Genomic DNA, 19,703 nt, shown 5'->3' with positions numbered 1-19,703 from the left:
GCAGTTTGGCGGCGCAGATCACCTGGCGCCGCTTTTAATTTGCCCTTGTAGCTCAGTGGTAGAGCACTCCCTTGGTAAGGGAGAGGCCACGTGTTCGATCCACGTCAAGGGCACCATCGATTTATCCCCGTATCTGAAAAATGTCCATGGCCGCGTTGTCTCGCCTCGCCGACCATGCGTCCTGTCTTCGGCTCGACGCCTTGCCCTGAACACTTTTCATCTACTCTGCCGTCATCTCCCATAGTAAAAATGCCCATGGCGGCGTTGTCCTTCCTCGCCGTACTTGCGGACTGTCTTCGTCAGTCCGCCTTGCCCTGAGCACTTTTCATCTGCTTAGCCGCGTGCTTTACGCGGCTAAGCTAGGGCATCCTTGCTGCCGGTTTTCCAAACTTAATACACCCGCTCGACCTTCAAGCCCTTCTGGCGCAACAAATCCGGGACGCTTTTCGTTCCCATCAGGTGCAGCACGCCGATGGCGGCCAGGCTGTGTTTTTCGCGCGCCAGCAGGCGGGCGATGCCGTCGGCCAGGGCGGGATTGCGGCCGTCGAGCAGCACTTTTTGCACGAATTGCGCGGCGAACGAGGGGTCTGTCGCCGCCTTGGCCGCCAGCTTCTCGAAGGCGGCCGCGTCGGCCGTGCGCCAGGCGTCGGCGATCTCGCGCGCTTCCTGGCTTTGCTCCTCATCTTCGATCGAGACCACGCCGTCTTCCAGGAAGCGGCACTGGTCCGCCGGCGTCATCGCGCCAAACAACGCCATCTGGCCTTCCATCGATTCCAGTTCCACCACGGGGATCTTGCGTGCCTTGGCCTGCTGCGACAGATAGCTGTCCACGGCCAGCTCCGAGCGGTAGCCCAGCGTGGAAAATTCGCCGATGGCCAGCACGCTGGCCAGCATCCACGGCTTCATCGGCGCCACCGCTTCGGGCGCCATGCCATATTTTTTCAGCAGCGGCGCGAGGCGCGGCGCCAGGGTCTGACGGCAGTCGTCCGGCACCTTGCTGCCCGGCGCCTCCATGCCATATTTCAGCACGGCGCGCACGGCCGCGCGCGGATCGGCGCCCGGGTCGATCTCCAGCGCCAGCGCGCCGGCGCCCTCCAGTGCCCGCGTCACCGTCGGCTCGAGCGGGTAAAAATCAGGGGAGCCCACGTGGATGGTGCCGAACAAATACAGGGTGTGGCTGGCGTCCTGCACCTTGAACAGGGCGCCCCGGTTTTGTGCCACGGGCGGCGCTTCGGCGCGGGCCGCCTGCAACGGCAGCAAGAATAATCCGCAAAACATCACTATAATCTGGCGTCGCATGGTTTTCCTGATTGTTGAATTTTTCATCTAGCTAGTAAAGACTCCTGTGCCTGTGTCCCATCTTAACCGCTCGTCGCCGGTCTGGTTGTTTGACCTCGACAACACGCTGCACAATGCCTCGCACGCCATCTTCCCCACCATCACGGCCAATATGAACACGTATATTGCCCGCGTGCTGGGCGACGGCGTGACGCCGGCCGGCGACGCCATCGTCAATGCAGCGCGCGCGGCCTACTGGCGCCGCTATGGCGCCACCCTGCTGGGCATGGTCAAGCACCACCAGGTGCAGGCCGCGCATTTCCTGCACGAGACGCACGCGTTCGACGATTTGCCCGCCATGATACGCGCCGAGCGGGGACTGGGGGCTTTACTCAAACGCCTGCCTGGCCGTAAAATTTTACTCACCAACGCGCCGCTGCGCTATTCGAGCGACGTGATGCGCCACCTGGGACTGCGCCAGCATTTTTCACACCACGTCGCCATCGAAGCGATGCATGTGCACCGCCAGCTGCGGCCCAAGCCATCGACCCTGATGCTGCGCAAACTGATGCGCAAGCATCGCATCCGGCCCGGCCGCTGCATCCTGGTGGAAGATACGCTGGCCAACCTGAAGGGCGCAAAAAGGCTGGGTTTGCGCACGGCCTGGGTCACGCAGTACCTGAAAATGGCCGATCCGATCGGCGTGGCAAAACTGCCCAAGGCGTTAAATCGCCCCGCTTACGTCGATGTCAAAGTAAAATCTGTCCGGCATTTGGCACGCCGCCTTCACCGCCTGCGTTGAAGGGGAACTCCTGGGCCTCCGCTTGACAGCGGAAGCCGCACCGCTAGCGGCGGTGACGGAATTTCCCATCAAGGCAGCATTTTTTTTAACGACAAGAGAAAATATGGCAAGCACACCGCCGGGCCAACGCAGGCTACAAATTCTTCAGGCCCTCGCCGCAATGCTGGAGCAGCCGAAAGGCGAAAAGATCACCACCGCCGCACTGGCCGCCAGACTGGCCGTCTCGGAAGCGGCCCTGTACCGCCATTTTGCCAGCAAGGCGCAAATGTTCGAAGGGCTGATCGAATTCATCGAGTCGAGCGTCTTCGGCCTGATCAACCAGATCGCGGAAAAGCACAGCGATGGCATGACGCAGACGCGCGACATCGTCGGCATGCTGCTCAACTTCGCCATCAGCAATCCGGGCATGACGCGCGTGCTGATCGGCGACGCGCTGGTGAATGAGGACGAGCGCCTGCAAGTGCGCATGAACCAGTTCTACGACCGCGTGGAGCTGGCCCTCAAGCAGGCCTTGCGCGTGGCCGCCGCCGAAGGCCACGGCAAGGAAAGCGAAGTGGCGGCGCGCGCCACGCTGATCGTCAGCTTCGTCATCGGACGCTGGCACCGCTACGCCAAGAGCGGCTTCAAGATCAATCCGTCCCAGGAAGCGGCGCTGCAAATCGCCATGCTGCTGGGATAAATCACCGCCGTCGCTGTCCCCATGCCTACCGACTGTTTCGCCCTGCTCGACGACGCCAGCTCTCCCGGCGCCGGTTCGCGCCTGTACACGGGCCTGGCCGCGGTCTTGCAGTGCACCGGGGGGGATGCCTGGCCCGCCTTGCTGGAAGACCTGCAAGAGGCCTTAAATCGCGGCCAGTACGCCGTCAGCGTGTGCAGCTACGAACTGGGGGCGCACCTGCTGGCCATGTCGCCGCGCGCGGCTGCGGCCGGCGCGCCGCCACTGGCGCAGGTGCTGCTCTTCGAGCACTGCACGCCGCTGTCGCAGGACGAGGTGGCGCAGTGGCTGGAAAAGCACGCGCCGGCCAGTGCGACGCCGGCCGGCGTGGCCGGCATCGCGGCAAATGTCGACCAGGCCAAATTTACGCAAGCGCTCAAGCGCATCCACGACTACATCCTGGCCGGCGACACCTACCAGGTCAACTACACCTACCGCTTGCGCTTCGACGCCTTCGGCTCGCCGCTGGCCCTGTATGCGCGGCTGCGCGCGCGCCAGCCCGTGCCGTATGGCGCGCTGGTGATGCTGCCCGATGGCGGCGCCCTGCTGTCGCTGTCGCCCGAACTGTTCGTGCGCCATGCACAGGGCGAACTGACGGCGCGCCCCATGAAAGGCACGGCGCCGGCCGCCCCTGCGGAACAGGCCGAGGAGAACGCGCGCCGCGCCAGCGCCCTGGCCCATGATCCGAAGAACCGCGCGGAAAATCTGATGATCGTCGACCTGCTGCGCAACGACATCGGCCGCATCGCCGTGACGGGCTCCGTCAAGGTGCCGGCGCTGTTCCAGGTGACGCGCTACAGCAGCGTGCTGCAAATGACCTCCACCGTGCAGGCGCGCCTGCGCGATGATGCCGGCCTGGCGGACATCTTCCAGGCCTTGTATCCGTGCGGTTCGATCACGGGCGCGCCAAAGCGCCGCACCATGGAAATCATCGCCGAACTGGAGCCGGCGCCGCGCGGCATCTATACGGGCGCCATCGGCTGGTTCGATCCGCCGGCCGCCGGCGCTGCCCACCCAGTCGGCGACTTCTGCATGTCCGTGCCGATCCGCACGCTGGCCTTGCAGCCGCCTGGCCCTGGCGGCATGCGGCGCGGCGAAATGGGCGTGGGCGCCGGCATCGTCCTGGACAGCGACCCGCAAGAAGAATTCGCCGAATGCCAGCTCAAGGCGCGCTTCCTGACCGGCCTGACGAACGACTTCGAACTGTTCGAAACCCTGCGCGCCAGCCGCGCCGATGGCTGCCGCCAGCAGGAACGCCATGTGGCGCGCCTGGCCGCGTCCAGCGCCTGTTTCGGTTTTGCGTGGGATGCCGACGCCGCCCGCGCCGCGCTGCGGGCGGCCTGCGCGGCACGCCCCGATGATGCGCCTTTCCGCCTGCGCCTGGCGCTGCGCCAGGACGGCCAGTTCAGCGTGCAAAGCGGCGTCCTGACGGCCTTGCCCGAGACCGTGAAAATCATGCTGGCGCCCGACGCCACCACGGCGGACGACCTGTTCCTGCGCCACAAGAGCAGCGTGCGCACGCGCTACGACGCGGCCTGGCGCGCGGCCGAAGCGCAAGGCGGCTTCGACATGCTGTTCTTTAACGAGCGGGGAGAATTGACGGAAGGCGGGCGCAGCAATGTATTCGTGCGGCTCGATGGCCGCTGGCACACGCCGCCCCTGTCCTGCGGCCTGCTGCCCGGCGTGCAGCGCGCCGCCATGCTGGCCGATCCCGTCTGGAACGCGCAGGAAACCATCATCACGCGCGCCATGCTGGCACGCGCGGAAGCCATCGTCGTCTGCAATGCCCTGCGCGGCGCGCTGCCGGCGCAGCTCATCCTTTAAAGCAGAAGCTGCCGAAACCGTTCAAGTCAAGGCGCATTGCCGAAGGCAGTGCAGCGGCACGGCGACGCACTGCAACGCCGCCATGGACTCCTGAAACAGTTCAGGGCAAGGCGCATTGCCGAAGGCAGTGCAGCGGCACGACGAGGCACTGCAACGCCGCCATGGACTCCTGAAACAGTTCAGGGCAAGGCGCATTGCCGAAGGCAGTGCAGCGGCGCGACGAGGCACTGCAACGCTGCCATGGACTGTTTCAGCGGCTAGGCATCGATACGCATTTCGTAGCCGCCATAAATCATCCGCTTGCCATCAAACGGCAGCTTGGCCGGATCCATCATGTCGGCCAGGCGGGGGTCCTTCATGACCTTGTCGTTGATTTCATCGCGCCTGGCGCGCGACTCGTACACGATCCAGGAAAACACCACCACTTCGCCATCCTGCAAGTCCACCGCCTGCGGGAACGAGGTCAGCTTGCCCGGCTTGACGTCGTCGCCCACGCATTCGCGAAACTCCAGCGCGCCGTATTCGCGCCAGACGGCGCCGCAACTGCGCGACATGGCCAGATAGTCATCGAGCTTGGCTTTCGGCACCGGCACCACAAATCCATCGACATACGCCATGATCGTCTCCTTGATGGTTGTTTTGACAAATTTTTTTGACAAACGCGAACCACCAGCTTAGGACAAGCATGGCAAGACGACAAGCACGGCCTTAAAAAAAAGCAGGCCCGCGCGCCTGCTTCTGCTGTTACATCGCCAGCGCCTTTTCCACCGCGCCCACGAGTTTCTTGTCGTCCGGCGTCACCTTGCTGGGGAAGCTTTCCACGACCTTGCCGTGGCGGTCGATCAGGTATTTATGGAAATTCCAGGCCGGCGTCTTGCCCGTCTGCTTGATCAAATCGACATACAGCGGGTTCGGCGTGGGGCCGGAAACCACCGACTTGGCGAACATGGGGAATTTCACGCCATACGTGTTGTAGCAGAAATCGGCGATTTCCTTGCTATTGCCCGGCTCCTGCTTGCCGAAATCATTCGACGGGAAGCCCAGCACCACCAGGCCCTTGCTGCCGTACTTGGCGTACAGCGCTTCCAGCCCCTCGTATTGATTGGTAAAACCGCAATAACTGGCCGTATTCACCACCAGCACGACCTTGCCCGCGTACTGGCACAGGTTTTGCGGCGTCTCGTCTTGCAGGCGGTTGAAGGTCTGCTTCAGAATGGCGGGACAGGCCGCCGGCACCGCTGCCGCGCCGGGGGCGGCGTCGGCGGCATGGGCCGGCACGGCCAGGCTGGCACTGGCGGCAAGGGTGGTCAGCGCGAACAGCTGGGCAAGGGTCTTGGACATGAAGGGCACCATGGTCGAAAAAGAAAAAAACCATTCTATGCCAAACGCTGCCTGCGCGTATGCGGGCGCCAACAACAGCGATTACTTGAGCGACATCAAGGACGATGCAGTACTTGCCCAGCGCACAGTTTTTTTACCTATGCTCGGCCTTCCTACCCCTTTCCTTGCCCTGTGGAGTCGCCATGCCCTACCCGCACCTGACCGCATTCCCCGCCGCCCTGCTGGCCGCCAGCCTGCTGCTCCTGGCGCCAGCCGGCGCGCACGCCGCCACGACCGCCAAGGCCGTCAAGCCCGCCGCGACGAAGGACGCCCCCGCCCTGCCCGGCTACCAGGCAGACCTGAGCCAGACCACGGTTTCCGGCCTGTCCTCGGGCGGCTTCATGGCGGCGCAGTTTGCCGTCGCCTACTCGGCCACCGTCGCCGGCGCCGGCGTCGTCGCGGGCGGCCCGTTCTTCTGCTCGGGCCAGCCGGGCCGCTTCCCCTACATTCCCTACCTGACGAACGCGCTGACGACCTGCATGAACCCGGGCGAGTCGCAAGTAGCGCCGCCCGTGGCCAGCGAATTGCTGCGCGCGGCGAACGACTTTGCGCGCGCCAATTGGATCGACGATACGGCCAATTTGACGCGCCAGCGCGTGTACTTGTTCAGCGGGATGAAAGACCGGACCGTGACGCGGCCGGTGGTGGAACAGGTGAATCAGTTCTATCTGCTGGCGGGCACGCCGGCGGCGCAGATCCGCTTCATCGACAATGTCGGCGCGGGCCACGCCATCCTGACGGACAGCAGCGCCGACAAGCCGTGCGCCGTGACGGAGTCGCCGTTCATCAATGACTGCGACTACACGCAGGCGCGCGACATCCTGCAGCATCTGTATCCGGACCTGCTGCCTTCATCAGGCACCCTGACGGGCAAGGTGATCTCCTTCAACCAGCGCAGCTTCATCCAGGAAGCGTATTCCAGCATGAACAATACGGGCTATGCCTACATCCCGAAAGCCTGCGACAGCGAGAGCTGCCGCGTGCACGTGGTATTCCACGGCTGCCTGCAAACGACGCAGGCGATCGGCAACCGCTTCTACACCAGCACCGGCTACAACCAGGTGGCCGATGCCAACAAGATCATCGTGCTGTACCCGCAGGCCGAGCCGAGCCCCATCTACCCCTACAACCCGAAAGGCTGCTGGGACTTCTGGGGCTACACCAGCATCAACCCCATCGACCCGGATTTCTACCGCAGGAGCGGCACGCAGATGCAGGCGGTCAAGGGCATGCTGGACAGGTTAGGATCGGTTCGCAACAGCCGTCGATAACGGACATAACGGATGCTTGAGAAAATCGTAGCGAGCGGCAGGCCCTGCGCCCCCATCTGGCGAAGAGGCGCAGCGGTACTCCAGTACAGCCGGCATCGCCGGCCGGAAAGCGCGCCGCGCAGCAGATTTAATCGAGCATCCTAGATACCGCCCATGCAGATGTACTTGATGACCAGGTAGTCCTCGATGCCGTAGGTCGACCCTTCGCGGCCCAGGCCAGATTGCTTGACGCCGCCGAAGGGTGCGATCTCGTTCGAGATCAGGCCCGTGTTGACGCCGACCATGCCCGTTTCCAGGCCTTCGGCCACGCGCCAGATGCGGCCGATGTCGCGCGAATAGAAGTAGGCAGCCAGGCCGAATTCCGTGTTGTTGGCCAGGCCGATCACTTCTTCGTCCGTCTTGAAGCGGAACAGCGGCGCCAGCGGGCCGAAAGTTTCTTCGGTGGCCACGCGCATGTCGTTCGTCACGTCGGCGATGATGGTCGGCTCGAAGAAGCCATTGCCCAGCGCATGGCGCTTGCCGCCGGCCAGCAGGCGGCCGCCCTTGCCCAGTGCATCGGCCACGTGCTCTTCCACCTTGGCGACGGCCTTGTCATCGATCAGCGGGCCTTGCGTGACGCCCGCCTCGATGCCATTGCCGACCTTCAGCTTGGCCACGGCCGCCACCAGTTTTTCGGCGAACGCTTCATACACGCTGTCCTGCACGTACAGGCGGTTGGCGCAGACGCAGGTCTGGCCCGCGTTGCGGTATTTCGAGGCGATGGCGCCTTCCACGGCCGCGTCCAGGTCGGCGTCGTCAAAGACGATGAACGGCGCATTGCCGCCCAGTTCCAGCGACAGTTTCTTGATCGTCGGCGCGCATTGCTCGGCCAGCAGACGGCCCACCTGGGTCGAGCCCGTAAACGTCAGCTTGCGCACGATGGGGTTCGATGTCATTTCGCCGCCGATGTCCTTCGGCGCGCCCGTGACGATGCTGAACACACCGGCAGGCACGCCCGCGCGCTCGGCCAGCACGGCCAGCGCCAGCGCGGAAAACGGCGTTGCTTCGGCGGGTTTCAGGACCATCGGGCAGCCGGCGGCCAGGGCCGGGCCTACCTTGCGCGTGATCATCGCGGCCGGGAAATTCCACGGCGTGATGGCGGCGCACACGCCGATCGGTTCCTTGGTGATGACCATGCGGCGGTCCGGCCATGGCGACTGCAGGGTGTCGCCGGAGACGCGCTTGCCTTCCTCGGCAAACCACTCGATGAACGAAGCGCCAAACTGCACTTCGCCCTTCGCTTCCGGCAGGGGCTTGCCCTGCTCGGTGGTCATGATCAGCGCCAGGTCGTCGGCGTTTTCCAGAATCAGGTCGTGCCAGCGGCGCAGCACGGAGGCGCGCTCCTTGGCCGTCTTCTTGCGCCACGCGGGCCAGGCCGCATTGGCCGCCTCGATGGCGCGGCGCGTCTCGGCCGCGCCCATCAGGGGCACCGTGCCGATATGCTCGCCCGTGGCGGGATTGCTCACATTAATCGTCTGGCCACCATCGGCATCGACCCAGGCTCCATTCAGGTAAGCCTGGTGACGCAACAAGGTAGGATCTTTCAACTGCAGCATATGAATCTCCGGTCTGGTTTGAATTATCGACGGGAGATACTATGCCACAGCGCGGCCGATTCCGCAGGCGGGCAGCCGAATCGCCCGCGGATTTACTCGACCTTGAAGGACGACAGCTTCGGGTCCGGCGGCGGATACGCGAGCTTCATGCCCTGCAGGGTTTCCAGCAGCAGGGTTGCCACCACCAGGTTGCGCTGGGTCTTGGAATTGGATGGCACCACATACCACGGCGCATGGTCGGCATCCGTCTCGCGGATCGCCGTTTCATAGGCGCGCTGGTAGGCGTCCCACTTCTTGCGCTGGGCGATATCGTTGGGATCGAACTTCCATTGACGGTCGGGATCATCGAGCCGTTCCTGCAGCCGTCCCCGCTGCTCGTCCTTGGAAATGTGCAGGAAGATTTTCAGGATGACGGTGCCCGTTTCGCTCAGCATGCGCTCGAAATCGCGGATCTGCGCATAGCGGCGCTGGCATTCCGGCTTGTCGATCATGTCCTGCACGCGCGTGATCAGCACATCCTCGTAATGGCTGCGGTTGAAGATGGCGATCTCGCCCTTCACGGGCACGTGCTGGTGCACGCGCCACAGGTAGTCGTGCGCCAGTTCGATATCCGTCGGGCCCTTGAAGGCCACGGCGCGGATGCCCATCGGGTTGATATTGCTGAAGATCGCCTTGACGGTGCCGTCCTTGCCCGAGGTATCCATGCCCTGCAATACCAGCAAGACCTTTTTCTTGTGCTGCGCGTACAGCATGCTCTGGCACTCGGCGATCTGCGCCGTCAGGGCCACGGTTTCCTCGCGGTCCAGCGCCTTGCACTGGGACGCCGTCAGCTTCTTGTTGGCCGCCTTGGCGGCGGCGCCCAGCAGGCGCTTGCCGGCGAAATCCTCGTCCAGCGCATAGCCCTTGCCAGCCCGGAATTGCGTGCGCGCCTTCATGCCGCCACCGCCAGCTTGCGGTGCTCGATTTTCGTGCAGTGGTCCATCACCACCTCGAGTCCTGCCGCCCGCGCCAGCTGCGCCGCCGCCTCGTTGACGACCTCCAGCTGCAGCCACAGGCAGCCCGCCTTGACGGCGATGGCTTCCTCGGCGATGGGCAGGATATCCTCGGACTTGCGGAAGCAATCGACGATGTCGATGCGCGCGGGCGCGACAAAGGCGGCCGCCTCCGTCAGGGTGGCAAAGGCGCGCTGGCCCAGCACTTCTTTTCCCGCAAGGGCAGGATTGACGGGCAGCACGCGGTAGCCATGCTGCAGCAGGTAGCCGGCCACCTCGTGGCTGGCGCGTTCCGGCTTGTCGGACATGCCGACGATGGCGATGATGCGGCTCTCTTGCAGGATGCGGGCGATGTTGGACATGTTTTTTCTGTAGTCAGGCGTGCGACATTGCCCGCCTAGCGTAGCAGAAAAAGCCCGCTGCGCGGCGCGATTTGCGGCCTCCTGTGCTCACTGTGCGCACGCACAGTTGCGCTTCTCAGCCACAACTCACATCCGCTTGCTACGGTTTTCTCGGAACGAAGCTATTCTGAGAGCGCAGCGCCGCCAGCGTCGCCACGAAGGCCCGCGCGCGCGCCGTCACGGCGGCATAGTCTCCCGTGGCGCCCGGGCCACTCAAGCTGCTGCCGATGCCCACGGCCACGGCGCCGCTGGCGAACCACTCCGCCAGGTTTTCCACCGTCACGCCCCCCGTCGGCATCAACGGCGCCTGCGGCAGCGGCGCGCGCAGGGCCTTGATGTAGGCGGGGCCAAACATCTCGGCCGGGAAGACCTTGACGATGTCGGCGCCCGCCTGCAGTGCCGTGACGATTTCCGTCGGCGTCATCGCCCCCGGCATGGCCAGCACCTGGTAGCGCCGGCACAGGGCGATGGTTTCCACATTGACGCCGGGCGAGATGATGAACTGGGCGCCAGCCAGGATGGCCGCGCGCGCCGTCTCGGCATCGAGCACCGTGCCCGCGCCCAGCAGCACGTCATGGCCATGGCGTTCGCGCAGGCTGCGCAGCACGCCCAGGGTGTCGGGCGTGGTGAACGCCACTTCCAGCGCCGTGATGCCGCCGGCGATGCACGCCTCGGCGATCTGCAAGGCCGCTTCGGGCGTGCCGGCGCGCACGATGCCCACCATGCCCCGTTCGAGGATGCCCTGGAAAACCGTGTGCTTGTCCATGTTTTTCTCCTCTCAGGCCGGCAGGGCGCCGAAGCGCACTTCCGGCAAGCCGCGCACGTCCGGCTGGCGCGCATGGAACAGGCCACCGGCCAAAGGTTCGGCCGCCAGCTGCGCCGGCGCCAGGCTTTCCTGCGCCGTGGTGATGAACAATTCGTCAAACGCAGCGCCACCGAGGCTCACGCAGCTGGGCTGCGAGACGGGCAGGCGCACCGTGCGCTCGACGCTGCCATCGGGCGCGAAGCGCAGCACCTTGCCGGCGCCCCACTGCGCGCTCCACAGGTGGTCGTGGGCATCGATGGTGGCGCCATCGGCCGCGCCCGGGCCAGGATCGAGCACGGCGAAGACGCGTACCTTGCTGGCGTCCCCCCCCAGGTAATCGTCCCAGCGGTAAATGGCCTTTTTCATCGAGTCGCAAAAATACATGGCCGTGCCATCGACGCTGAAGCAGATGCTGTTCGAAATGGCGATCGCCGGCAGCGGCAGGCGCTCCAGGCTCAGATCCAGGTTGAGGCGGTAAAAGCCGGCGATGGCGTCGCGGCACGGGCGTTCATCGAGCGTGCCGAAGACAAAGCGTCCCTGGCGGTCGCAGCGGCCATCGTTCAAGCGCGTCATGGGCAGGTCGCCCTCCACCGTGTGCAAGGGCGTGACGGCGCCGCTGCGCGCGTCAAACCACGCCAGGCCCGAGGCAAGTCCCAGCAGCAGGATATCGTCGCTGTCCGTCTGCGCGAAACAGGCCAGGCGTTCGGGCATGTCCCACGTCTGGCGCGCTCCCGTGGCCAGCGCCAGCGCATGCAGCTGGCAGCCTTCGATATTCGTCCAGAAAACCCGGCCGCTGCGTTCGCACCAGCGCACGCCCTCGCCCAGGAAATTTTGCGCATCGACCAGTAATTGGGCCTGTGTCCCCATCTTTGTTCCTTTTTATTTTTCGTTCAATGCGATTCGCGCGGCACTGCGGAGCCGCGGCAGCCGACGAGAAAGTCGAGGTCCGCGCCTTCGTCGGCTTGCGTCACGTGCTTGATGTACATGGACTGGTAGCCGCCCTTCATGGCCGGCTGCGGCGCTGTCCACTCGGCGCGGCGGCGCGCCAGTTCCGCCTCGTCGACGTCCAGGTGCAAACGCCGGCCTTCCACGTCCAGTTCGATCATGTCGCCGTCGCGCACCAGGGCCAGCGGCCCGCCCACGGCCGCTTCCGGCGCCACGTGCAGCACCACGGTGCCGTAGGCCGTGCCGCTCATGCGCGCATCCGAGATGCGCACCATGTCGCGCACGCCCTGCTCCAGCAGTTTTTTCGGCAGTCCCATGTTGCCCACTTCCGCCATGCCGGGATAACCTTGCGGGCCGCAGTTTTGCAGCACCATCACGCAGCTGGCATCGATATCGAGTGCCGGATCGTCGATGCGTTTTTTATAGTGCTCGATGCTGTTGAAGACGACGGCGCGGCCGCGGTGCTGCATCAGCGCGGGCGTGGCGGCCGACGGCTTGATGACGGCGCCGCGCGGCGCCAGGTTGCCATGCAGGACGGCGATGCCGCCCTCTTCCTTGAATGGCCGGGCCAGCGGCGTGATCACTTGCGGGTTGAAGTTTTCCGCTTCCGCCACGTTGACGGCCAGGGTGGCGCCCGTCACCGTCAAGGCCTCGCCATGCAGCTTGCCCAGCAAGTCGCGCAGGATGACGGGCAGGCCGCCCGCATAATAAAAATCTTCCATCAGGTACTGCCCCGACGGCATCAGGTTCAGCAGGCACGGAATGTCGCGTCCCAGGCGGTCCCAGTCGCCCAGGCGCATGTCCACGCCGATGCGCCCGGCGATGGCCAGCAAATGGATCACCGCATTGGTCGAGCCGCCGATGGCGCCGTTGACCATGATGGCGTTTTCAAACGCTTCACGGGTCAGTATCTGCGACAATTTCAGGTCTTCATGCACCATGCCGACGATGCGCCGGCCCGTCAATTGCGCCTGCAGCTTGCGGCGCGCATCGACGGCGGGGATGGCCGCGTTGCCAGGCAAGGTCACGCCCAGCGCTTCGACCATGCTGGCCATGGTGGACGCCGTGCCCATGGTCATGCAGTGGCCGGCGGAACGCGACATGCACGATTCGGCCTGCTTGAATTCGTTTGAAGTCATGCGGCCGGCACGCACGTCCTCGGAAAACTTCCACACATCCGTGCCCGAGCCGATGGGCTGGCCGCGGTAATTCCCGTTCAGCATGGGGCCGCCGGACAGCACGATGGTGGGCAGGTCCACGCTGGCCGCGCCCATCAGCAGCGCCGGTGTCGTCTTGTCGCAGCCCGTCAGCAGCACCACGCCGTCGATGGGGTTGGCGCGGATCGATTCCTCCACGTCCATGCTGGCCAGGTTACGGAACAGCATGGCCGTGGGGCGCAGATTCGTCTCGCCCAGCGACATCACGGGAAACTCGACGGGAAAACCGCCCGCTTCCAGCACGCCGCGCTTGACCATCTCGGCCAGGTCGCGGAAGTGGCCATTGCAGGGCGTCAGCTCGGACCAGGTATTGCAGATGCCGATCACGGGACGGCCATCGAAGGCGTCGCTGGGATAGCCCTGGTTCTTCATCCAGCTGCGGTGAATGAAACTGTCCTTGTCGTCGCCGCCGAACCATGCCTGCGAGCGCAAGGGACGCTTAGCCTTCAATTCGCTCATGCTGCCTCCTGGCGGGCCATCAGGCCGCGCGCGGCGGCGATCAGCAGCGCGCCATGGCCGGCCAGATACTCCTGCTGGCGATCGTCGACGACGATGCGCTTGCCGTAAAAGAAACCCTGTTCCTCGATCAGCAGCGACAGCGCCTGGCGCAGCATGGGCTTGCCCGCAATGACGAGCGGCGTGTCGGGACGCATCTGGATGGCCGTGCTGTTGCGCAGCGCCAGCAAGTCGCCACTGAGCACGGCGCCCATCAGGAAGTTGGCCCGCTCATTGCAGTCGACGGCGCTGAACTGGCCCAGGGTGCGCACGCTGAAGCAGGCGCGCGCCAGCCCCGTTTTTTGCGCGGCGGCGGCGCCGGCCAGCAGCATCTTCGGCACCAGCGTCTGCGCAAAGCCGCCCTCGACCGATTGCTTGATCAAGGTATGCTGCGAGATCGCCTGCAGCAGTTCGCCGGCGATGGTGGTGCTGCAGCCGAGGATGCGGCGCTGCTCGTCCACGCTGATCAGTTTCGTGTGCGAGCCGGGCACGATGATGGTGGCCGCGCCGCGCAGCTGCAGCCGCTCCAGCAAGCCGATGACTTCCGTCTCTTCGCCGCGCATCATGTCCATCGCCTCGACGTTATGCAGGCCGATGGCGCCGTGCTGGTTGCGCACGCCGGGAATCAGCCACAGGGGCTGCGCCAGCACATCGGGCACGTCCACCGCCTGCATGCCTTGCGCCAGCTGCGCCAGTCCGGCCGGCGCCGGCAAATGCGGCACTTCCTGCAAGCCCATGGGCGAGCTGATCATGCCCGATGCCAGCGCCAGGTGCACCTCCGCCGGCGCGATGCCGGCACTGGCCAGCACCGCGGCGATGGTCTCGCGCAGCGCCTGTTTCAGCGCGCCGTTATGGCCATCGATGGCCGTGTTGCGCACGCCCGTTTCCTGCTGCGCCTGGGCCAGCACGGCGCCGTCCCGCCATAAGAGGGTGCGCGTATTGGTGGTGCCGGCATCGATGGTGACTATATTCATGGGCAGGTTCGCAGCGTCGGTAAGAAAGAAAAAAAAGGGGAAAAACTACCTCATGGTAGAACTGCCCCGCATATCTGACCAATCACTTATTTAACATCATTGATACCGGTTCGGATATGTCAAAATCATCGATATCCTGCACGCCCAAACGGTAGCTCAACGCCAGCCGCGCGCATTGTCCGGGCTGCAGTTCCAGGGCCTGCGCGGCACAGCAAAAACCGCCCGCATCGGAGCGCAGATGCAAGCCGTTCTGCGTGGTGGAAACACGCAAGACCCGGCCCGATGCGGGATCGGCGACGCGCGCCGCCTGCATGCCGGCCTCGCGTGACAGGCCGGCATCGGCGCAGTAGAAATCGTGATCGAATCCGTGCGCCCCCGCCAGCGCAGGCCATCCCAGCCGGGTGCCCATGGGCGCGGGCTGGCGAAAATCCAGGGCGCTGCCCGCCACATCGCATGGCTCCTGCATCCACCGCCCTGCGGGCCGGCAGCGGCCGGCAGCCAGGCACAGCACATGGTCGGCCACGCTGGTGCTCCCGCCCTGCAGATTGAACCAGGGCGCGGGAAGCCGCAGGCGCGACACGGCATCGGCCGTGGCCTCGCAAACGAGGTGCAGGCTGCCATCGTCGCCAAGGCGGTAGTGCAGGCGCGCCGACAGCCCATCGCGCGAGAAGTGCAGCAACAAGCTGCCTTCATCCGGCATCCCGCCCTGCCAGCCCGCCAGCGATGGCGCCAGGGGCGCGCTGGCGGCCAGCACGTCGGCCATGCGGCCATAGCGGTCGGGCGCCCACCAGGCCTGCAGGCTGGCGTCATGGCTATCGATCGCCACGCGCATGCCGCGCGCGTTGTACAAGGTAAATATCGTCATGACGGCGGGCGGCTGCGTTGCTGGAATTCGCGCGGCGTGCAACCGAGTTCGCGCTTGAAGACGGCGTGCATGTACTGCACCGTGGTAAAGCCGCAGCGCACGGCCACGTCGGCCACCTGGCCCGGTTCGCGCGCCAGCAGGGTCTTGGCCGCATCGAGCTTGAAATGCAGGATCTCGTCGTGCACGCTGCGTCCCAGCTCGTGGCGGAAGTGCGCTTCCAGCGAGGAGCGCGACACGCCCACGTAATCGGCCACCTGCTCCGTCTTGATGCCCTGGCAGGCGTACTGGCGGATGAAATGGCGCGCCTGCATCACCTGCGGATGCTGGAAGGGCTGGTGGCGCGTGGAGGCGAGCACGTTCAGGCCCGCCGGCGGCACCAGGATGCGCGTGCCGGACAGGCGCGCGCCGTTGAGCATCTGGTGCAGCAGGTGCGCCGCCGTGCGGCCCATTTCCTCGGTGCCCTGGATCACGGAACTCAAGGGTATGCGCGTGAGCATGCGCGCCAGCGGGTCGTTGTCGATGCCGATCAGGGCGACTTGCTCCGGCACGGCGATCCCCGCGTGCATGCAGGCCTGCAGCAGCTGGCGCGCCCGCGCATCGCTCACCGCAATGATGCCGACGGGTTTTTCCAGGCTGTTCAACCAGGCGATCTGCTGCTCCACCGCTTCGTCCCACGAGGGCGCGCTGGTAGCCACGCCACGGTACACGTCGGCGCGCAGGCGGTCGCGCTGCATCAGCGCGCAAAACGCCGTTTCGCGCTCCTGCGCCCAGCGGTTGACGTCCGCCTCGGGCAGGCTGAAACAGGCGAAACGCGTCAGGCCCGCCTCCACCAGGTGGTCATAAGCCAGCTTGACGATCTTGAAGTTATCGGTGGCCACGTAGGGAATGCCGGCCGGGTAGGCGTCTTCGCGCGCATACGAGCCGCCCACGGCCACCACGGGCACGCGGCTGTGCGCCAGCGCCGCGCACACGGCGGGATCGTCGAAATCGGCGATGATGCCGTCGCCCTGCCAGCGCTCGATGCCGGGCAGGCGGCAGCGAAAATCCTCTTCCAGGAACAGGTCCCACGACACGCGCGTGGTGTTCAGGTAGGCGGCGATGCCGGCGATGATGTCGCGGTCATAGATCTTGTTGCCGTTGAACAGCAGCGCGATGCGGTGCGCGGTCGGTAACTTCATGCTGGTGTCTCCTCCATGTGGCGGCCGGGACGTATCTTCGTCCCTGGCTGCCGGTCACGCATCGGTCTTACCGGCGTCCCGCTCTGGTACTGACATCGACCCAGACGGCGAGGGTCAGAATACTGCCTTTCACGATCATCTGCCAGTAGGTGTCCACGTCCAGCATGGACATGCCGTTGTCCAGGCTGGCCATCACCAGCGCGCCGATCAGCGCCCCGTACACCGTGCCCGAGCCGCCGCGCATCGACGTGCCGCCGATGAAGCAGGCGGCGATCGCATCGAGTTCGCTGAAGGTGCCGGCCGAGGGCGAACCGGCCGCCAGCCGGCCCGTGTTGATCAAGCCCGCCAGCGCGCACATCAGGCCCATGATGCCGAAGATCCACAGCTTGACGGCTTGCACGTTGATGCCGGACAGGCGCGTCGCCTCCATATTGCTGCCGACGGCGTAGATGCGCCGGCCAAACACGGTCTGGCTGGTGATGTAGCTGAACAGGCCCAGCAGCGCCAGCAACAGCAGCACGGGCAGCGGAATTCCTTCATAGCCGTTCAGGGTCTGCACGAAGGCGTACAGCACGGCGCCGATGACGATCACGCGCAAGCCGTCGAGCCACGCGGCCGTTTGCGGCAAGCCGTGCTGCGCGCGGCTGGCGCGCGCGCGCCACGTGAGGAAGGCGGCCAGCAGGAACAGGCCGATGCCCAGCGCGATGCCGGGCAGCGCGGGCAGGTAGCCCTGCCCCAGGTAGACCAGCGGCTCGGAGACGGGCGCGATGGTGATGCCGCCCGTGATGCCCAGCAAAATGCCGCGGTAGGCCAGCATGCCGCCCAGGCCCACGATGAAGGAGGGGATGCCCCGGTACGCCGTCAGGTAGCCATTCAAGAGCCCGATCACCAGGCCGCAGCCCAGCACGGCCGCCAGGTTCAGCGCCAGCGGCCAGTGCTGCGTCACGTCCAGCACGGCGGCGATGCCGCCCAATAGCCCCAGCAGCGAGCCGATGGACAGGTCGATCTCGCCGGCGATAATCACCAGCACCATGCCGCAGGCGAGGATGCCCGTCACCGACATCTGGCGCAGCAGGTTCGACAGGTTGCGCGGCGTGAGGAAACTGCCCTCCGTCTTCCAGGAAAAAAAGGCCCAGATCAGCGCCACGGCGATCAGGAGGGCCAGCATTTTATACTGGGTAAATAACTGTTTCACGCTCGGGGTGTTCATGCGGCGGGTTCCTTGTATGCGGTGGTGGCGGCAGGCGCCGGATGCTGGGCCAGTGCCGCCGCCAGCACGGTTTCCTGGCTCAGGCCATCGTTGATAAAGTCGCCGCGCAGCCGGCCTTCGCCCATCACCAGCACGCGGTCGGACACGCCCAGCACTTCGGCCAGTTCCGACGACACCATGATGATGGCCACGCCCTGGTCGGCCAGCGCCAGCATCAATTTGTAGATTTCATATTTGGCGCCCACGTCCACGCCGCGCGTGGGTTCGTCGAGGATCAGCACGCGGGGGCGCGTCAGCAGCATCTTGGCCAGCACGGCTTTTTGCTGGTTGCCGCCCGACAGGCTCGTGATCGGCAGCGACGGGCTGGCCGCCTTCAGCTCCAGCTGGGAGATCTCGCCGCGCACGGCAGTCAATTCCGCTTCGCCATCGATGCGCGTGGCGCGCGCAAACTCCGCCAGCACGGCCAGGGTAATGTTCTGCCCCACGTCCAGGTCTGGCACGATGCCATGATGCTTGCGGTCTTCCGGCACCATGGCCAGGCCCATGGCGATGGCCTTTTGCGGCGTGCCGGCATCGATGCGGCGGCCATCGAGCCACACCTCGGCCTGGCACGGCCCCTGGTAGGCGCCGAACAGGGCGGAGACGAGCTCCGTGCGCCCCGCTCCCACCAGCCCGGCGATGCCGAGGATTTCGCCCTTGCGCAGGGTGAACGACACGTCGTCGACGCGCTTGCGCTGCGGGTTGTCCGCATCGATGCAGGTCACGTGGCGCGCCTCGAACAGCACCTCGCCGATCGCGTCTTTCTTGCCGCGCTGCGGATACAGCTGGCTCATTTCGCGGCCCACCATCTGCGCGATGATGCGCTCGACGTTCATCTGCGCCATCGGCGTGGTGGCGATGTGCTTGCCGTCGCGGATGACGACGATGGTGTCGCAGATGGCGGCCACTTCGTCGAGCTTGTGCGAGATGTAGATGCAGGTGACGCCGCGCGCCTTCAGCGCGCGCAGGATGTCGAGCAGCACGGCGATTTCCGACGTCGTCAGGGACGACGAGGGCTCGTCGAGGATCAGCAGGCGCGCATTTTTGTTGAGCGCCTTGGCGATTTCCACCAGCTGCTGGTGGCCGCCGCCATAGTTCATCACGGGCAGCGCCACGTTCAGCTGCGGAATCTTCAGTTCACGCAGCAGTTCGTCGGCGCGCTTGTACATGGCCGCGTAGTGCATGCGCCCACCTGGCAGGGTGAGCTCGCGGCCCATGAAGATGTTCTCGGCCACGGACAGCTGCGGCACCAGCATCAGTTCCTGGTGGATGATGATGATGCCCGCATCTTCCGTATCGCGGATCGATTGGGCGCGCAGGGGCTGGCCTTGCCACAAAATCTCGCCTTCCCAGCTGCCATGCGGATAGACGCCGGACAGCACCTTCATCAGGGTCGACTTGCCGGCGCCATTTTCGCCGCACAGGCCGATGCATTCGCCGGCCCGCACCTGCAGGTCGATGCCGTCGAGCGCGCGGACACCGCCTACGCGGACGTCGCCAAACTGTTTGACGATGCCTTTCATTTCCAGCAGATAGTCGGACATGCTCACTCTCGTTGCGGATACGGGGAAGAATGTCGGATTACGCAACGCCCATGGCGTCGCTAATCCGACCTACGCTTTTTTCTCGGTAGGTCGGGTTGGCGCGCAGCGCGTAAGCCGACATCAAGGCGTAGGCCGGGTTGGCGCACAGCGCGTAACCCGACACCACCACTCGA

At 65.2% G+C, this 19,703-nt stretch carries 18 protein-coding genes and 1 tRNA gene; 5 read left to right on the top strand and 14 right to left on the bottom strand.

Annotated elements, in window-relative coordinates:
• Positions 1-41: 41 nt before the first annotated feature.
• Positions 42-116 (top strand) — tRNA-Thr (locus ACZ92H_RS11175).
• 274 nt (positions 117-390) lie between these two features.
• On the opposite strand, the gene ACZ92H_RS11170 is transcribed toward ACZ92H_RS11175, so the two are convergent.
• Positions 391-1,260: a TraB/GumN family protein gene (locus tag ACZ92H_RS11170; RefSeq protein ID WP_465049380.1), complete on the bottom strand. Its 870-nt coding sequence runs from the start codon at positions 1,258-1,260 to the stop codon at positions 391-393.
• An 85-nt stretch (positions 1,261-1,345) separates the two neighbouring features.
• Here ACZ92H_RS11170 and ACZ92H_RS11165 point away from each other — a divergent pair, with 85 nt between their 5' ends.
• The 3 genes from ACZ92H_RS11165 (at position 1,346) to pabB (ending at position 4,619) form a co-directional block, all read left to right on the top strand.
• Entirely contained in the window at positions 1,346-2,080 is a 735-nt protein-coding gene (locus tag ACZ92H_RS11165; RefSeq protein WP_465049379.1) for an HAD-IA family hydrolase, read from the top strand.
• 103 nt (positions 2,081-2,183) lie between these two features.
• A complete protein-coding gene (gene slmA, locus ACZ92H_RS11160) occupies positions 2,184-2,759 on the top strand; it encodes a nucleoid occlusion factor SlmA (RefSeq protein WP_086144344.1) in 576 nt (191 codons plus the stop codon).
• Between the two features lie 21 nt (positions 2,760-2,780).
• Positions 2,781-4,619, top strand: a complete 1,839-nt coding sequence (gene pabB, locus ACZ92H_RS11155; RefSeq protein WP_465049378.1) for an aminodeoxychorismate synthase component I — start codon at positions 2,781-2,783, stop codon at positions 4,617-4,619.
• A 257-nt stretch (positions 4,620-4,876) separates the two neighbouring features.
• On the opposite strand, the gene ACZ92H_RS11150 is transcribed toward pabB, so the two are convergent.
• Both ACZ92H_RS11150 and ACZ92H_RS11145 read right to left on the bottom strand, forming a co-directional pair.
• Positions 4,877-5,236 carry a DUF1428 domain-containing protein gene (locus tag ACZ92H_RS11150; protein ID WP_131374767.1) on the bottom strand — a complete coding sequence of 120 codons (360 nt, stop codon included), beginning with the start codon at positions 5,234-5,236 and terminating at the stop codon, positions 4,877-4,879.
• A gap of 127 nt (positions 5,237-5,363) precedes the next feature.
• Complete coding sequence (locus ACZ92H_RS11145; RefSeq protein WP_465049377.1) at positions 5,364-5,960, bottom strand: glutathione peroxidase; 597 nt, start codon at positions 5,958-5,960, stop codon at positions 5,364-5,366.
• 182 nt (positions 5,961-6,142) lie between these two features.
• Here ACZ92H_RS11145 and ACZ92H_RS11140 point away from each other — a divergent pair, with 182 nt between their 5' ends.
• Entirely contained in the window at positions 6,143-7,270 is a 1,128-nt protein-coding gene (locus tag ACZ92H_RS11140) for an extracellular catalytic domain type 2 short-chain-length polyhydroxyalkanoate depolymerase (protein WP_465049376.1), read from the top strand.
• Between the two features lie 140 nt (positions 7,271-7,410).
• Here ACZ92H_RS11140 and gabD read toward each other — a convergent pair whose 3' ends face one another.
• From gabD to xylG, 11 genes are all read right to left on the bottom strand, one after another.
• A complete protein-coding gene (gene gabD / locus ACZ92H_RS11135; protein ID WP_465049375.1) occupies positions 7,411-8,865 on the bottom strand; it encodes an NADP-dependent succinate-semialdehyde dehydrogenase in 1,455 nt (484 codons plus the stop codon).
• A gap of 92 nt (positions 8,866-8,957) precedes the next feature.
• Positions 8,958-9,800, bottom strand: coding sequence for a PPK2 family polyphosphate kinase (locus ACZ92H_RS11130; protein WP_465049374.1), 843 nt, complete (start codon positions 9,798-9,800; stop codon positions 8,958-8,960).
• Positions 9,797-10,219: a CoA-binding protein gene (locus tag ACZ92H_RS11125; RefSeq protein WP_131374777.1), complete on the bottom strand. Its 423-nt coding sequence runs from the start codon at positions 10,217-10,219 to the stop codon at positions 9,797-9,799. Before ACZ92H_RS11125 ends, ACZ92H_RS11130 begins: the two co-directional genes overlap by 4 nt.
• 139 nt (positions 10,220-10,358) lie before the next feature.
• Positions 10,359-11,024 (bottom strand): bifunctional 2-keto-4-hydroxyglutarate aldolase/2-keto-3-deoxy-6-phosphogluconate aldolase, encoded by a 666-nt coding sequence (locus ACZ92H_RS11120; RefSeq protein WP_465049373.1) that lies wholly within the window; start codon positions 11,022-11,024, stop codon positions 10,359-10,361.
• A gap of 12 nt (positions 11,025-11,036) precedes the next feature.
• A complete protein-coding gene (locus ACZ92H_RS11115; RefSeq protein ID WP_465049372.1) occupies positions 11,037-11,930 on the bottom strand; it encodes an SMP-30/gluconolactonase/LRE family protein in 894 nt (297 codons plus the stop codon).
• A 23-nt stretch (positions 11,931-11,953) separates the two neighbouring features.
• Positions 11,954-13,684, bottom strand: a complete 1,731-nt coding sequence (araD, locus tag ACZ92H_RS11110) for an L-arabinonate dehydratase (RefSeq protein ID WP_465049371.1) — start codon at positions 13,682-13,684, stop codon at positions 11,954-11,956.
• A complete protein-coding gene (locus ACZ92H_RS11105; protein WP_131374783.1) occupies positions 13,681-14,694 on the bottom strand; it encodes a 2-dehydro-3-deoxygalactonokinase in 1,014 nt (337 codons plus the stop codon). Before ACZ92H_RS11105 ends, araD begins: the two co-directional genes overlap by 4 nt.
• A gap of 82 nt (positions 14,695-14,776) precedes the next feature.
• Complete coding sequence (locus ACZ92H_RS11100) at positions 14,777-15,559, bottom strand: aldose epimerase family protein (protein WP_465049370.1); 783 nt, start codon at positions 15,557-15,559, stop codon at positions 14,777-14,779.
• Positions 15,556-16,737: a XylR family transcriptional regulator gene (locus tag ACZ92H_RS11095; RefSeq protein WP_131374787.1), complete on the bottom strand. Its 1,182-nt coding sequence runs from the start codon at positions 16,735-16,737 to the stop codon at positions 15,556-15,558. Before ACZ92H_RS11095 ends, ACZ92H_RS11100 begins: the two co-directional genes overlap by 4 nt.
• A gap of 67 nt (positions 16,738-16,804) precedes the next feature.
• Positions 16,805-17,947: a sugar ABC transporter permease gene (locus ACZ92H_RS11090; RefSeq protein ID WP_131374789.1), complete on the bottom strand. Its 1,143-nt coding sequence runs from the start codon at positions 17,945-17,947 to the stop codon at positions 16,805-16,807.
• Complete coding sequence (xylG, locus tag ACZ92H_RS11085; RefSeq protein WP_465049368.1) at positions 17,944-19,530, bottom strand: D-xylose ABC transporter ATP-binding protein; 1,587 nt, start codon at positions 19,528-19,530, stop codon at positions 17,944-17,946. The genes ACZ92H_RS11090 and xylG overlap by 4 nt, the downstream gene beginning before the upstream one ends.
• Between the last annotated feature and the right edge of the window lie 173 nt (positions 19,531-19,703).

It is taken from the genome of Janthinobacterium foliorum (assembly GCF_978021625.1).
This window is presented reverse-complemented; position numbering and strand designations above follow the sequence as displayed.